General features: G+C 71.4%; 14 protein-coding genes and 1 pseudogene. 8 read left to right on the top strand and 7 right to left on the bottom strand.

Annotated elements, in window-relative coordinates; all coding sequences use genetic code 11:
• Nucleotides 1-1,016: carboxypeptidase regulatory-like domain-containing protein (locus KBX53_RS06700; RefSeq protein ID WP_210858157.1), on the top strand; the 1,016-nt coding region annotated here is incomplete at its 5' end.
• Nucleotides 1,013-2,767 carry a carboxypeptidase-like regulatory domain-containing protein gene (locus tag KBX53_RS06695; RefSeq protein ID WP_210858156.1) on the top strand — a complete coding sequence of 585 codons (1,755 nt, stop codon included), beginning with the start codon at nucleotides 1,013-1,015 and terminating at the stop codon, nucleotides 2,765-2,767. The genes KBX53_RS06700 and KBX53_RS06695, both read left to right, overlap by 4 nt.
• A gap of 52 nt (nucleotides 2,768-2,819) precedes the next feature.
• Here the strand turns inward: KBX53_RS06695 and KBX53_RS06690 are convergent, their stop codons facing one another.
• From KBX53_RS06690 to KBX53_RS06670, 5 genes are all read right to left on the bottom strand, one after another.
• Nucleotides 2,820-3,785, bottom strand: a complete 966-nt coding sequence (locus tag KBX53_RS06690; RefSeq protein WP_051708824.1) for a helix-turn-helix domain-containing protein — start codon at nucleotides 3,783-3,785, stop codon at nucleotides 2,820-2,822.
• A gap of 112 nt (nucleotides 3,786-3,897) precedes the next feature.
• A complete protein-coding gene (locus KBX53_RS06685; RefSeq protein WP_030337076.1) occupies nucleotides 3,898-4,524 on the bottom strand; it encodes a response regulator transcription factor in 627 nt (208 codons plus the stop codon).
• A complete protein-coding gene (locus KBX53_RS06680; RefSeq protein ID WP_081884117.1) occupies nucleotides 4,521-5,762 on the bottom strand; it encodes a sensor histidine kinase in 1,242 nt (413 codons plus the stop codon). Before KBX53_RS06680 ends, KBX53_RS06685 begins: the two co-directional genes overlap by 4 nt.
• 5 nt (nucleotides 5,763-5,767) lie before the next feature.
• Nucleotides 5,768-6,220, bottom strand: coding sequence for an ABA4-like family protein (locus KBX53_RS06675; protein WP_030337073.1), 453 nt, complete (start codon nucleotides 6,218-6,220; stop codon nucleotides 5,768-5,770).
• Nucleotides 6,217-7,140 (bottom strand): hypothetical protein, encoded by a 924-nt coding sequence (locus tag KBX53_RS06670; protein ID WP_030337072.1) that lies wholly within the window; start codon nucleotides 7,138-7,140, stop codon nucleotides 6,217-6,219. Before KBX53_RS06670 ends, KBX53_RS06675 begins: the two co-directional genes overlap by 4 nt.
• A gap of 166 nt (nucleotides 7,141-7,306) precedes the next feature.
• Here KBX53_RS06670 and KBX53_RS06665 point away from each other — a divergent pair, with 166 nt between their 5' ends.
• Together KBX53_RS06665 and KBX53_RS06660 are read left to right on the top strand one after the other, a co-directional pair.
• Complete coding sequence (locus tag KBX53_RS06665) at nucleotides 7,307-8,056, top strand: glyoxalase (RefSeq protein WP_030337071.1); 750 nt, start codon at nucleotides 7,307-7,309, stop codon at nucleotides 8,054-8,056.
• 188 nt (nucleotides 8,057-8,244) lie between these two features.
• Nucleotides 8,245-9,417: a beta-propeller fold lactonase family protein gene (locus tag KBX53_RS06660; RefSeq protein WP_051708823.1), complete on the top strand. Its 1,173-nt coding sequence runs from the start codon at nucleotides 8,245-8,247 to the stop codon at nucleotides 9,415-9,417.
• 94 nt (nucleotides 9,418-9,511) lie between these two features.
• Here the strand turns inward: KBX53_RS06660 and KBX53_RS06655 are convergent, their stop codons facing one another.
• A complete protein-coding gene (locus KBX53_RS06655) occupies nucleotides 9,512-9,814 on the bottom strand; it encodes a helix-turn-helix domain-containing protein (RefSeq protein ID WP_030337069.1) in 303 nt (100 codons plus the stop codon).
• 62 nt (nucleotides 9,815-9,876) lie between these two features.
• Here KBX53_RS06655 and map point away from each other — a divergent pair, with 62 nt between their 5' ends.
• On the top strand, nucleotides 9,877-10,650 hold the full coding sequence (gene map, locus KBX53_RS06650; protein WP_210858155.1) for a type I methionyl aminopeptidase: 774 nt from the start codon (nucleotides 9,877-9,879) through the stop codon (nucleotides 10,648-10,650).
• 8 nt (nucleotides 10,651-10,658) lie between these two features.
• On the opposite strand, the gene KBX53_RS06645 is transcribed toward map, so the two are convergent.
• Entirely contained in the window at nucleotides 10,659-11,003 is a 345-nt protein-coding gene (locus KBX53_RS06645) for a DUF1330 domain-containing protein (protein ID WP_030337066.1), read from the bottom strand.
• Between the two features lie 126 nt (nucleotides 11,004-11,129).
• On the opposite strand from KBX53_RS06645, the gene KBX53_RS06640 reads away from it, so the two are divergent.
• From KBX53_RS06640 to KBX53_RS06630, 3 genes and pseudogenes are all read left to right on the top strand, one after another.
• Nucleotides 11,130-11,939 (top strand): helix-turn-helix domain-containing protein, encoded by an 810-nt coding sequence (locus KBX53_RS06640; protein WP_210858154.1) that lies wholly within the window; start codon nucleotides 11,130-11,132, stop codon nucleotides 11,937-11,939.
• 187 nt (nucleotides 11,940-12,126) lie between these two features.
• Nucleotides 12,127-13,026, top strand: coding sequence for a CDP-alcohol phosphatidyltransferase family protein (locus tag KBX53_RS06635; protein WP_210858153.1), 900 nt, complete (start codon nucleotides 12,127-12,129; stop codon nucleotides 13,024-13,026).
• Between the two features lie 98 nt (nucleotides 13,027-13,124).
• Nucleotides 13,125-13,470: pseudogene (locus tag KBX53_RS06630) on the top strand (sulfatase); the annotation flags it as partial.

Raw genomic sequence — 13,470 nt, 5'->3', positions numbered from 1 at the left:
CGGCGGGGCACCCGGCCACCAACCCGCTGGCGTACGCCGTCGGCGCGACCGACTCCACCGGTGTGATCGCCGACTTCTCCAGCCGTGGGCCGGGCCGCGAGGACGCGGTACGGCCGGACATCACCGCCCCTGGGGTGGGCATCCTCTCGTCAGTGCCGGGCAGCGACTGGGGCATGAGCGACGGCACCTCCATGGCCGCGCCGCACGTCGCCGGCGCGGTCGCCCTGGCGTGGTCGGCGGTGCCGAACCTGCGCCGCGACCTGGCGACCACCCGGGAACTGCTGGACCGCACCGCGCACGACGTCAACGACCTTCAGTGCGGTGGCACCCCGGCCGACAACAACGTCTACGGCGAGGGTCGGCTCGACGCGTACGACCTGGTGACCCAGGCCTCGGCGGCGCAGCTCGGCGGCGTCGTGGTGCACGCGAAGCTGAACGGGACCGTGCTCTCCGGTGCGAAGATCACCCTGACCTCCGCGCTGGTCACCCGCACCGCCCGCACCGAGGCGCGCGGCACCGTCCAACTGGGTCGGGTCCCGGCCGGGGAGTACACCCTGACCGCGTCGTTCTTCGCGCGGCGGACCGTACGGCAGAGCATCACCGTGTCGACCAGCGGCACCACCAACCTGACCGTGGACCTGTCCGAGCCCGCGCCGTGGCAGGCGATCCAGGGTCGGGTCACCGACCCGGCGGGCAAACCGGTCGTGGGCGCCCGGTTGGCGCTCGCCGGGGAGACGTTCCCGGCATTCGTCACCGACGCCGACGGTCACTACACCGGGATGCTGCCCGAGGCCGACTACGACCTGCTGGTCGAGTACGGCCGATGGCTGGCACCGAAGACTGTCGCGCTGAGCGTCGACGGGCCGCAGACGGTGGACGTGGCGCTCGCCGCGAAGGCCGACCGGCACGGCTACCAGGCGGGGACGGCCACCGCGCAGTGGGTCGACGGCGGCAGCGTGCTCGCCCTCACCGGTGTGACGCCGCGAGCCGGGCCGTCGACCTGCCGTTCCCGATGACCTTCTACGGCAGCACCTACCGTCGGCTCACCGTGCACACCGACGGTTACCTGACCCTCGGCGTCGACACGAGCATCTCGGTCGGCGACAATGGTCCGCTGCCCGCCCCGGCGGTCTCGGCGCCGGCCGTCTACGCGTTCTGGGACGACCTGATCCTGGACCACGCTTCGACGGTGCGTACCAGGGTGTCCGGCACCGGCACGGCCCGACAGTTCGTGGTCAGCTGGAACCGGGCCGCGCTCAAGAGCGCGCCGAAGAACCGGATCGACGTGCAGGTACGCCTCGGCGAGAACGGCACCGTCACCATCCAGTACCGCAAGCTCGCCACCACCGCGGCGGGGGCCGGCGGCTCGGCGACCGTCGGCATCGAGGACGCCACCGGCCGCGACGCGTTGACCTACTCGCGCGACGAGCAGGCACTCGACGCGGGCGACGCGGTCACCTTCCGGGTGGCCGGTCGGGGCCTGCTGCGGGGCACGGTGCGCGACGCGAACGACCGTCAGCCGCTGGCCGGCGCGACGGTACGGGTCGAGTCCGCCGACGCCCCGCAGCCGGTCACCGCTACCACCGACGCGGACGGCTTCTACCAGCTGGAGGCGCCGGCCGGACCGGTCACGGTGACCGCGCTGCAACCGGGCTACGACCTGCCGGGGAGCACCGTCGACGTGGTCGAGTCGACGGTCGTCACGCACGACCTGGCGCTGCGTACGCCGCTGCTGCTGGCCAACAGGAACGCGATCTCGGTGACCGCCCGCGCCGGGGCGACCCGGACCGCGACGGTGACGCTGACCAACCGGGGTGACCTGCCGGCCACCTGGCTGGCCCGGGAAATCAACTCGCCCACCCCGCCGACCGGCATCCCCGGCCGGCAGCTCAGCTCGTTCCCGCTCAAGGAGCTCTACAACGCCTACGGCGTCGGCTACCGCAACGGCGAGTTGATCGTCTCCAACTCGTACCTGTTCGGGCAGTTGCAGCGCTTCAGCACCGACGGCCGGTCACTGGCCAAGGGTGTGCTGCCGATCGACGGCTGGCCCTCGGACATGGCGTACGTGGCGAGCCGGGACCTGATGTGCGCGCCGAAGATGTCGTTCATCGGGGACCTGCCGATCGTGTGTTTCGACCCGGACACCCTGCAGGTGAAGGAGACCATCACCGGGCCGTGGGCCGGCAAGCTCTACTACGGGCTGGCCTACCGCGCCTCGGACGACACCTTCTACCTCAGCGGCGACAACCGCATCCGGCACCTCGCCGGGCTGTCGCACCCGCAGCCCGGCTCGGTGCTGGGGGAGTGCACCCCGCCCATCCCGTGGATGACCGGCCTGGCCCTCAACGAGGAACACAACGTGTTGTGGGGCATCAACCAGGACTCCAAGGAGTCGATCTGGGCGCTCGACCCGGCCACCTGCCTGCCGCTGGCCTCGGTGCCCGACCCGGACCCGAACCCGCTCAGCGGGGCCGGGCTGGACCTGGACGAGCAGGGCAACCTGTGGGTGCTCGGTAACGCGACCGGCCGGCCGTACGGCGCCAAGGTCTATCACGTCGACGGGTCGCTGCCGGCGTACAGCGACGTGCCATGGCTGTCCGCCGCCACCTCCGGCGAGGTGCCGGCCGGGGCGAAGGGCACGCTGGCCGTCACTGTGGACACCACCGGCCTGGCACCGGGCACGTACGTCGCCACGCTGCTGGTCACCAACAACGGTGCCAAGGGCGCGTCCACCCCGGTCACCGTGTCGGTGACGGTCACGAAGTGAGCACCGGGGCCTGCCGTCACCTCCCGTGTCGGCAGGCCCCCCACCGCCGGGTTCAGAGCCAGTCGTGGCGGGCGATGAACCAGCCGAGCTGCATCCGGGTGGCGCTCCCGGTCGCGTCCATCAACTGCCGCAACCGCCGCTGCACCGTCCGCAGCGAGATGCCCAACTGGGAGGCGACCGCCTTGTCCGGCAGCCCGGTCATCAGCAGGGACAGGATCTGCCGGTCGACGAGGGTGGGCGTGCTCTGCCGCTCGACGTCGTCGACCACCTCGCTGGCCGGGGCGAGCCGCAGCGGCGTGGCCCGGTCCCAGACCTCGGTGAACAGCGCCACGAGCACCTCCACCCAGGTGGCGCCCCGCACCACCAGTGCCCACGGTTCGGTGCTGTCGGCGCGGGCGGGGAAGGAGATCAGGGCGACCCGGCGGTCGGCGACGGCGAGCTTGCCGGGCACGTTCGCGGCGACCCGTGCCTGTTCACCGGCGGCGACGAACCGGCCGATGTGGGCGGCCGCACCCGGCCGTTCCAACCCCCGCCGGTCGTACACCACCCGGAAGGCGACGCCCCGGCCGAGCATCTCGATCTCGGTCGGGTTGTCCTGCAGCACTGCCGCGTACGGCGGGCGGTCGAAGCCGAGCACCTCCTCCTGCGCCCCGCGCAGGAACTGGTCGAACGCCTGCATGATCGCGGGAACACCGACCACCAGCTGGACGTCCTGGTCCATCGGGTCCGCCGGGCGTTGCTGCCGCAGCCAGTCCCACAGGCCGACCCGCGCCTCCTGAAGCTCGCGCATCCGCTGGTTCAGCAGCGACTCGATGGCCAGGTCGGGTGGGGCGGCACCGGCGCGGCCGGCGACCACGCGGACCAGCCCGGCCCGGGTGAGGGCGTCGAGCGCGTGCTCCAGCTCGGCGACCGTGGCCGCGACCCGTGGTGCCAGCTCCGCAGCGGTCCCGGCACTGCCCCGGACCAACTCCAGGTAGACCTTCTCCTCCAGCTCGCTCAGACCGAATGCGCCCAGCAACAGACCACCACACCCGCCTCGGGCGGCCCGCCGTTCGTGCGGCTCCGCTCCAGCTGATCTTGGAGCGCTCCCAGCGGCACGTCAAGAGGCGCGAGCGGACGGCTTCCGCGCGTCAGACGCCGCGAGCGAACAGCGCCAGACGGACCCGGTTGGGGCTGTCGGTCTTGGCCATCAGGCTGGTGATGTGGGTCTTGACCGTGGTGACGCCGATGTGGAGCCGGTCGGCGATCTCGGTGTTGGACAGACCCTCGGCGACCAGGTCGAGCACGTCGCGTTCCCGGGCGGTCAGACCCGGCAGGACCGGTGGGGCGTCGGGGCGGGCGTGCACCGCGCGCTGGACGAGGCGACGCAGCACCTCCGGGCTGAACGGGCTGTCACCGACGGCGGCCCGGCGGATGCCGTCCAGCAGCTCGATGGGGGGCGCGTCCTTGAGCAGGAACCCGCACGCCCCGGCGGTCAACGCGGGGTACAGGTGGTCGTCGTCGCCGAACGTGGTCAGCACCAGGATGCGGGTGGTGGGACGGTCGGCGAGGATCCGGCTGGTCGCGGTGATCCCGTCGACACCGGGCATCCGCAGGTCCATCACGACGACGTCGGGGACGAGCCGCCCGGCCAGCGCAATCGCCTCGCGGCCGTTGTCGGCCTCCCCGACGACCTCGATGTCGGGTTGGGCGTCGCAGAGCATGCGCAGCCCGGCCCGGATGAGGTGCTGGTCGTCGACCAGCAGCACCCGGATCACGCCGGCTCCGGTGCGGGGGAGCCGGCGGACGCCGCACGGTCGCGGGGCAGCGACCGGGTCGACGGCTCGGTGGCGTTGGCCGGGAGCACGGTCCGCACCCGCCACCCCGTTTCCGTCGGGCCGGCCTCCAGCCGGCCGCCGAGGACCTCGACCCGCTCGCGCATTCCGGTGATGCCGTGCCCACCGCCGGCCGGCACGCCCACCGGCACCCCACCACGGCCGTTGTCGCTGACCTCCCAGTGCACCGCGCCGTCCCGGACGGCGACCACGAGGTGCGCGAGCGCGGACGTTCCCGCGTGTTTGGCCACGTTGGTCAGCGCCTCCTGGGTCAGTCGCAGCACCGCCATGCCGCGCACCGCGTCGAGGGAACCGATCGCCGGGTCGAGGTCGGCCTCCACGGTGATACCGGCCTGGCGGGCCCGGTCGATGGACGCGCCGAGCGCCGCCGGCAGCGCGGTGGGCTCGATGGCGGTCAGCGCCGCGTCGCCGCGTACCCCGTCGGGGTTGCGCAGCACCGCGACCAGCCGGCGCAGCTCCGCGAGGGCCGCGGTGCCGGTGCCGTGCACGTCGTCGAACACCTCGGCCACCCGGGGGTCCGGGTCGGTGAGCACGTGCCGGGCCACGCCGACCCGCAGGACCATCGACGCCACGTGATGCGCGACGACGTCGTGCAGCTCGCGGGCGATGGCGCTGCGTTCGTCGGCGCGGGCCGCGCGGCTCTCCGACTCGTGCTGGCGTTGCTCGGCCAGGGCCCGTTCCACGGCCTGCCGGCCCAGCTCCCGGTTGGCGCGGATGACCAGGCCGAGCAGCACCGGCACGCCGACCTCCACGGCGAGCCCGACGACCCCGGAGGCGAACCGGCGTGGCGGGTCGCCGATCGAGTCGGTCAGGTCGACCACCACCAGCAGCGCGGTGGCCAGCCAGATGGCCCGGGGGCCGCGCGCCCGCATGGTCATCTCGAGCAACGCCCAACTGGCGCCGACCTGGTTGATGGTGAAGTCGTCGATCAGGCTGATGGCGACCGCCAGCAGGGCGGCCTGCGCCACCATGTTGACAACCGGTCGACGGTGCGCCGCCAGCGCCATCGCGAACGCTGGCACCGCGAGGACCCACTGTGCCGTCGTGGGCGTGCTGGTGGAGTGCGGGACGACGAGCAGGTAGCACAACCCGGTGAGGTCGAGCAGCACCATCCGCACGAGTGTGTCCCGCAGGTCGAACAGTCGCACCAGCCAGCTCACGACGGTCAGCCTAGGCGCTGCGGGCCGGTGGCGGCGGTCGCCGGCCGCCGCCACCGGGTCCGGACCGCGAGGTAGGCGGCCAGGCCGAGCGGTCCGAGCAGGATGGTCAGCAGCAGCACTGGAGCCATCACCAGCGCCGGCACCCCCCGTTCCCTGCTGTCCAACCACGCCCACCGCCCAACGAACAGATCGAACGCGATCATGTGCGCCCAGCCCGCCGCCGCCCCGTCGGAGGTGCCGAGCAGGTCGCGCACCCCGGTCAGGGTCGGCGACGCCACGGCCGGCAGCACGTCACCGAACGCCGGAAGGACCAGCAGCGCGTAGATCAGCACGACCGGCAGCACGATCAGCGGCGAGGCGATGATCCGGGCGGTCCACGACCAGCGGGGCAGCAGGATCATCAGCGCCCAGAACGGCGCGGCCACCGCGAAGGTCAGGGCGAACAGCGTCGCGGTCATGCGGCCAGCGCCACATCAGGGCGGCGGCGGGCCAGCACCAGGCCGGTCGCGGTCGCCGTCGCGACCACCAGGGCCGCGACCGCCACGAGGGTGGCGGCGTCCGGGCGCAACAGCGGCTGTCCGCGCAGGGCCTGCCAGGTCAACAACACAGTGAGTACGCCGTACGCGCCGCCCGCGACGACCAGCAGCCGGGCGCGGGTGCGCTCGTCCAACCGGGTGGCGAACCGGCTCAGCAGGATCGCCAGGATCGGCAACGCCTGCAGCGCGTGCAGCCCCACGAAGTGCCCGATCCGCAGGTCACCGCCGGTGGTGCTCCAGCCGACGATCGGCAACCCCGGCCCGCCGTCGAGCACGCCGACGCTGTGCGCCCCGCCGATCCCCTCGATCCCCGGGTCCTGCATGGGCAGCGCCATCGGTACCGCCGCGAGCATGCCCAGCAGGGACAGGCCGAGCCCCCACCCGACGGCCGTCAGAGCCGCCCGGTCCGGGATCCGCCGGATCAGCACCACGATGCCGACCACGAGGTGCGCGAGGAAGAGCACCATGATCGCCGCGCCCATCGCCGCGAACAGCGCGGTGTTCAGGGGAGTGGTGTCGTTGAAGTGGCTGGTCTGCCCGCGTACCACCTGACCGACGATCACCAGCATCTCGATCACCGCCATCGCGACGATGACAGTGAAGGCCCACTCGGCGGCCCGGCTGCGACGCGGCAGCAGGGAGAGCATCCAGGCGAGCGTCGCGCCGTACAGCACGAAGGACACCGCGAACTTGAACGGCTTGAGCCAGATCGGCGCTCCGGTGAGGACGCGCGGGTCGACAAGGATGCCGACCGCCGCGACGACGGCGAGCACCGCCATCGCGGAGACGAAGACCATCATTGGGCGATTCCAGTGCGTCGCCCGGCGCAGCAGGGTTGTCATGCCTGTAGATGTTCGTGGCCGCGCCCGCCGGTCGCGTCCGACCCCGAGCCCTGGTCGCGGCCGGTGGTCGGAGCCCGTCTCCTCCCCGGGTAGGAGACGAAACCCGTCGAAGCCGTCCGACGGTGCTGGCACAATGGCCGGCCTGTCGACCGGACGGGGAGCGACCATGACCACCAATGCGGACCGTGTCCAACCGAACGAGACCGCAGTGCCGCTGCTGCACTGTGCCGACCCGGAGCAGACACTGGCGTTCTGGCGGGCGCTCGGGTTCGAGGTGACCTACGAGCAGACCAGGCCGTACGTGTACCTGGCGTTTCGGTGGAGCGGCTTCGACCTGCACTACGGGCCGGCGCCGAAGGATCTCGACCCGGCGAGAGAGCACTCCGGCGGCTGCCTGGTGTTGGTGGACGCGGTCGCCGCGTACCACGAGGTGTTCACCGAGGCGATGCGCCGCAGCTACGGCAAGGTGCTGGTCAAGGGCCTGCCGCGGATGACCCGCTACCGGGCCGGAGCGTCGCGGTTCAGCATCGTCGACCCGTCGGGCAACACCATCACCTTCATCCAGCGGGATGAGCCGAAGGACGTGGAGTACGGCGGTTCGAAGGAGCTTGCGGGGTTGGCCCGGGTGCTCGACAACGCGCGGATCCTGCGCGAGTTCAAGCTGGACGATCAGGCGGCCTACCGGGCGCTCGACTCGGGGATGCGCCGCCGCGCGGAGGACGCGCCGGTGGTCGAGCAGGCGATGGCGCTGGCCGCCCTGATCGAACTGGCGACCGTGTTGGACAAGGACGATCGGGTGCCGGAGTGGGGCGAGCGCCTCCGCGCGCTGCCCCTGCCTGCGGAGCAGCGGACGCCGGTGCGGGAGTACGTCGCCGACCCGGCCGTCCTGGAACCGTGGTGGCCTGACGCCAGCTGAGCGTCGGCCTCAGCGGGCGTAGGTCGCGGCGGGGTAGCTGACCCCCGGTGGGTGCGTCTGGTCATTCCATGGAACGGCACGAAATTACCGCTTTAGGGTAAGTATGGCGATCTGCGATAGCTGGTCCGATAACTTTCGAAAGAGAGGAAAACTCGTATTCCTCCCTTCGGATGCATGAGGAGTCAGTGATGAAGCGCAGTGTCGCACTCGCGGCAGCCCTCCTGGCAGGTCTGACCAGCATCGGATCGATCCCCGGGACCGCCCTCGCCGATGGCGGTGGCCCCGGGTACCACGACGACCGCAAGGGGGGTGATCACCACCACGGCGACGAGGGCGCGGTCTTCGTCCAGACCAACAAGGCCGAGGGCAACACCATCAAGGTGTACGACCGCGACGAGGACGGCCGTCTCACCAAGGCGGGTGAGTACGAGACGGGCGGGCTGGGTGGCTTCACCATCGGCGCGCCGCTCGACGCGCTGGCCTCGCAGGGTTCCCTGACCTATCACAAGGGGCTGCTGTTCGCCGTCAACGCCGGCAGCAACACCGTCACTGTCTTCCGCGTCGAGGGCACCAGGCTGCACAAGCTCCAGGTCATCTGGTCCGGTGGCCTGCTGCCGGTCAGCGTCGCGGCCCGTGGCGACCTCGTCTACGTCCTCAACGCCGGTGGCGAGGGCTCGGTGCAGGGCTTCGAGCTGCACAAGGGTCGGCTGTCCCGGATCGAGGACGCCAACCGGTCACTCGGGTTGCACAACGGCAACCCGCCCGCGTTCGGCACCGCCCCGGCCCAGGTCAAGATCGACCCGGACAGCGAGTTCGTGTTGGTCTCGACCAAGGCCGCCAACGTCATGTTCAGCTACGAGATCGGACGCCACGGCAACCTGTCGCGCACCCCGGTCATCAGCGACGCGGGCAACACCCCGTTCGGCTTCACCTTCGACACCGACGACACGCTGCTGGTCACCGAGTCCGGCGCGAACGCGGTGAGCCGGTTCGAGCTGGAGGACGACGGGGCGCTCGACCAGATCGGGCCGTCGGTGCCCAACGGTCAGCAGGCGACGTGCTGGATCCAGCGCGTCGGCGACTACTTCTTCGCCGCCAACGCCGGCACCTCCACCATCAGCTCCTACCGGGTCAACGACCACGGCAAGCTCGAACTCGTCAAGGGCGTCGCCGCCGACACCGGCGGCGGGTCGATCGACATGACCACCAGCGACGGCTTCCTGTACGTGCAGAACGCCGTCGCCGGCAACGTGCAGGGCTACGAGGTGGGCAAGGACGGGTCGCTGACACTCGTCACCACAGTGGAGGGCCTGCCGAAGTTCGCCGACGGCATCGGCATGGAGGGCATCGCCGCCTCCTGAGCGCACCACCCGCTGGTCCCGGTCGGTCATCGACCGGGACCAGCGCTGTGTGGTCGGTCACCGGTCGACCCGTCCCGTTGAGGTGGGGCCGAGACTACGAGGCCAGTCGCTCGCCAGCGACGTGCGCCGGTCGGGGGAGGTTGGCGGCGGCGTCCGACGTGTTGATCTCCGACCAGACGGCGTCGAGGGAGAGGCCGAGCACGTCGGCGATCGCCGCGATGGTCGGGAAGGCGGGGGTGGCTATCCGGCCGGACTCGATCTTTCGAAGGGTCTCCGGCGAGACGCCCGCGTCGAGCGCGGTGAGGAGCATCGAACGCTCTCCGCGGGCGCGACGCAGCAGGGCGCCGAGGCGCTGTCCGCGTTCGACCTCCGCGGGAGTGAGTGGCAACCTGACCATGCTCCGATTCTAGTACCGGGATAATATGGCCGGGATACTTATTGGTTCGTGGAAGGCGTTGCATGATCGAGATCCTGAGCCCCGCCGACGTGCTGCGCGCGAAGGAGGCCGGCGCGCTGGTCGCCGGCATCCTTCAGACACTGAAGAGCCGCTGCGTGGTCGGCACCAACCTGCTGGACATCGACCGGTGGGCCCAGGCCATGATCACCGAAGCCGGGGCGCAGTCCTGCTACGTCGACTACGAGCCGTCCTTCGGGCGCGGCCCGTTCGGCCACTACATCTGCACGTCGGTCAACGACGCGGTGTTGCACGGGCTGCCGCACGACTACCCGCTCGCCGACGGCGACCTGCTCTCGCTCGACCTCGCCGTCTCACTGGGGGGAGTTGTCACGGATTCGGCCATCAGCTTCATCGTCGGCGACGTCCGGCCCCCGGAGAGCGTCGCGCTGATCGACGCGACCGAACGCGCGTTGCAAGCCGGGATCGCCGCCGCCGGCCCCGGCGTACGCATCGGTGACATCTCGTACGCCATCGGCTCTGTCCTCGGCGCGGCGGGATACTCGATCAACACCGAGTTCGGCGGCCACGGCGTCGGGTCGACGATGCACCAGGACCCCCACATCTCCAACACCGGGCGCCCCGGGCGTGGATACCGGCTGCCTCCGGGGCTGCTGCTGGCGCTGGAGCCATGGGTCATGGCCGACACCGCCACGCTCGTCACCGACCCCGACGGCTGGACCCTGCGCAGCGCCACCGGCTGCCGGACCGCGCACAGCGAGCACACCATCGCCATCACCGACGACGGCGTCGAGGTGCTCACCCTGCCGAGGTCCTGACCCCGACGTCAGTGACCACCGGCCCGGCGGATCGCGGCGGCCATCTTCGACGAGTCGTGGTCGGCCTCCACCCCCTCGACGAGGACCAGCTCGCCCGCGAGGTGCCTCGTCCGCAAGGGCTTGATCTCCTGGTACGCGCTGGACTGGTACCAGGAGCGTGCCCGGATCAGGTCCGGAAACTCGACGACGACCAGATCGCCCGACCAGTCGCCCTCCAGCACCTCGATGGGCCCACCGTGGACGATGAACCGGCCATCGAAGGGCAGGAGGGTGGCCTGGATGCGCTCCAGGTATTCCAGCACCTCGGCATGCATGGGTGCCTTACGCAGATGAGCAAGCGCGTACGCGGTCATGACTCTCCGTTCGTTTCGGTCGGGTGGTTCCCCGCATCCCAGGAGATGGTCGCGCGCGCCGGTACGCGCTGTCGATTACGTCGCAGGTAAAGCGGCGCACACAGGTGAGGTCACTAGGGTCAGGGTGTGACGACAGTGGCCCGACCGCTGGGGGACCTCCTGCGCGAGTGGCGTCGAACTCGTGGAATGAGTCAGCTCGACCTGTCGATCGAGGCGGGGGTGTCGGCCCGGCATCTGAGCTTCGTGGAGACCGGGCGATCCCGACCGAGCCCCGATCTGATCCTGCGGCTGGCGGAGCAGCTCGACATTCCGCTGGCTGAGCGCAACACCATGCTGCTCGCTGCCGGATACGCCCCCGCCTACCCCAGCCACCAGCTGGCCGACCCGGAACTGGCCCCGCTGCGGGCAGCCGTACGGCAGATCCTCGACGGACACGACCCGTACCCCGCGGTGCTCGTCGACCGACAGTGGCACCTCGTCGAGGCCAACCCCGCCGTCGCGCTGTTCACCGCCGGCGCCGACCCCCGCCTCCTGGTCCCACCGGTCAACGTCCTGCGGCTCACCCTGCACCCCGGCGGTATGGCCCCGCGCATCGTCAACCTCTCCCAGTGGCGGGGCCACCTTCTCGGACGGTTGCGCCAGCAGGTCCTGGCAACCGACGACGCGGCCCTCTCCGCCCTGCTCCAGGAGCTTCGTGGCTATCCCGGCGGCGACGATGTCGCGGCACCGGAGGACGACACCCTGTCGCGTGTGGTCATCCCCCTTCGCTACCGCCACGGCGACCGGGAGCTGTCGTTCGTCAGCACGACCACCCTCTTCGGCACCCCGCTGGATGTCACCGTCTCCGGGCTGGCCGTCGAGGCGTTCTTCCCGGCCGACCCGGTCACCACCGCCACGCTCCACGCCCTCGGCTCGTCCGCGACCGACGTGACCTGACCTGAACACCCGTCGTCGCGTCCGGGGCGTCGTCGGCTGCGATGGGCTGCACTCACCGGCGACGACTAATCCGCATCCGACGGGGCACGTCCCTCCGTATACATGGTGAGGCTCGTTCAGAATGAACCGATCGGTCATGTTTTCCGTGATGACGGTCAGGGTCACCCACCAGAGTCACGGAGGCGCGATGTCAACGGTTCGAAGGGGTCCGGTCATCGGGCTGCTCGCGCAGATCGGCGTGCTGGCGGTGCTCGCGCAGACGGTCGGCCTCGGCCCGGCCGGGTGGGCGGCCGGGCTGGTCTACGGCGTGCTCCTGTGCGCCCTGCTGAGTCGGGGGATGATCCGCGCGGGCGCTCCTGATCTGAGCCCGGCCGACCGGGTGACCCTGAGCCGGGCGATCCTCGTCGGCGGCGTGACGGCCCTGGCCGCGGACTCGTTCACCCGACCGGCACCGGTCACGGTGATGGTCGTCCTCACCAGCGTGGCGCTGGCCCTCGACGCGGTGGACGGATACACGGCCCGCCGCACCGGGACGTCCAGCGAACTCGGCGCGCGCTTCGACATGGAGATCGACTCCTTCCTCGTTCTGGTGCTCTGCCTGTACGTGACCCCCTCGACGGGCGCCTGGGTGCTCGCGATCGGCGCGATGCGGTACGTCTTCGTCGCCGCGAGCTGGGTGCTGGGCTGGATGCGCGGCTCGTTGCCGCCGCGCTACTGGCGCAAGGTCGTCGCCGCGGTCCAGGGCGTGGTGCTGACGGTGGCGATGGGCGACGCGCTGCCCGGTCCGCTGACGACAGTCGTGCTGGTGGCGTCACTGGCGCTGCTGGTCGAGTCGTTCGGGCGGGACGTCAGGTGGCTGTGGACGACCCGCCGCCTCCGCCACGCCGTCGCCAACGACGCGGCCGACCAACGGGCGGGCATTGCACACGGGTCGGACGCGATGGTGCACGCGGGCAGCCAGCCGAGCCACAGCGCCCCGAGCGCGGGCGCGGGGCTGACCGGTCTGGGCCACGGCAGGACGGATGGGCTGCCCTGGCCGGAACACCGGCCGGTCGCCGTGGCCCGACGCGGGATCGCCCGCGTCTGAGCCGCCCGGATGCCGCGCCCAACGAAGATCATGGAAGGATGCCCGGGTTGTCGCTCTTGACGCGCGTACGTCAGCTGCCGAGCCAGGGACGGAGGGCGATGAGGGGCGAACTGCCGGACCCCGCCGCCACGGGTGCCACCGCCACCGACGGCACCGCACCCGAGGGTCGGCCGCGCCGCTCCATCGCGGGGCGACTGGTCACCCTGCTGGCCGTGCTGCTGGTGCTGCTCGTGCTCACCCTGCCGTACGACTTCGGCCGGTTCAGCCCCGGTGCGTTCGTGCGGATCCCCCTGGAGGCGCTGCTCGCCGTCGCCCTCCTGCTCGCCCTGCCGCCGCGCGGAAGCCGGTGGGTCGCCACCCTCGCCGGGCTGGCCCTCGGCCTGCTCGGTCTGCTCAAGCTGTTCGACCTGGGGTTCACCGCCTCGCTCAGCCGGGCCTTCGACC

This window comes from Micromonospora sp. M51 (assembly GCF_018070305.1).
GTDB lineage: Bacteria > Actinomycetota > Actinomycetes > Mycobacteriales > Micromonosporaceae > Micromonospora > Micromonospora parva.
This window is presented reverse-complemented; position numbering and strand designations above follow the sequence as displayed.

Coding starts and splice junctions, on each gene's coding strand:
- KBX53_RS06695 (WP_210858156.1), top strand. CDS start 1,013: ATGACCTTCTACGGCAGCACCTACCGTCGGCTCACCGTGCACACCGAC.
- KBX53_RS06675 (WP_030337073.1), bottom strand. CDS start 6,220: ATGACCGCGACGCTGTTCGCCCTGACCTTCGCGGTGGCCGCGCCGTTC.
- KBX53_RS06670 (WP_030337072.1), bottom strand. CDS start 7,140: ATGACAACCCTGCTGCGCCGGGCGACGCACTGGAATCGCCCAATGATG.
- KBX53_RS06665 (WP_030337071.1), top strand. CDS start 7,307: ATGACCACCAATGCGGACCGTGTCCAACCGAACGAGACCGCAGTGCCG.
- KBX53_RS06660 (WP_051708823.1), top strand. CDS start 8,245: ATGAAGCGCAGTGTCGCACTCGCGGCAGCCCTCCTGGCAGGTCTGACC.
- KBX53_RS06655 (WP_030337069.1), bottom strand. CDS start 9,814: ATGGTCAGGTTGCCACTCACTCCCGCGGAGGTCGAACGCGGACAGCGC.
- map (WP_210858155.1), top strand. CDS start 9,877: ATGATCGAGATCCTGAGCCCCGCCGACGTGCTGCGCGCGAAGGAGGCC.
- KBX53_RS06645 (WP_030337066.1), bottom strand. CDS start 11,003: ATGACCGCGTACGCGCTTGCTCATCTGCGTAAGGCACCCATGCATGCC.
- KBX53_RS06635 (WP_210858153.1), top strand. CDS start 12,127: ATGTCAACGGTTCGAAGGGGTCCGGTCATCGGGCTGCTCGCGCAGATC.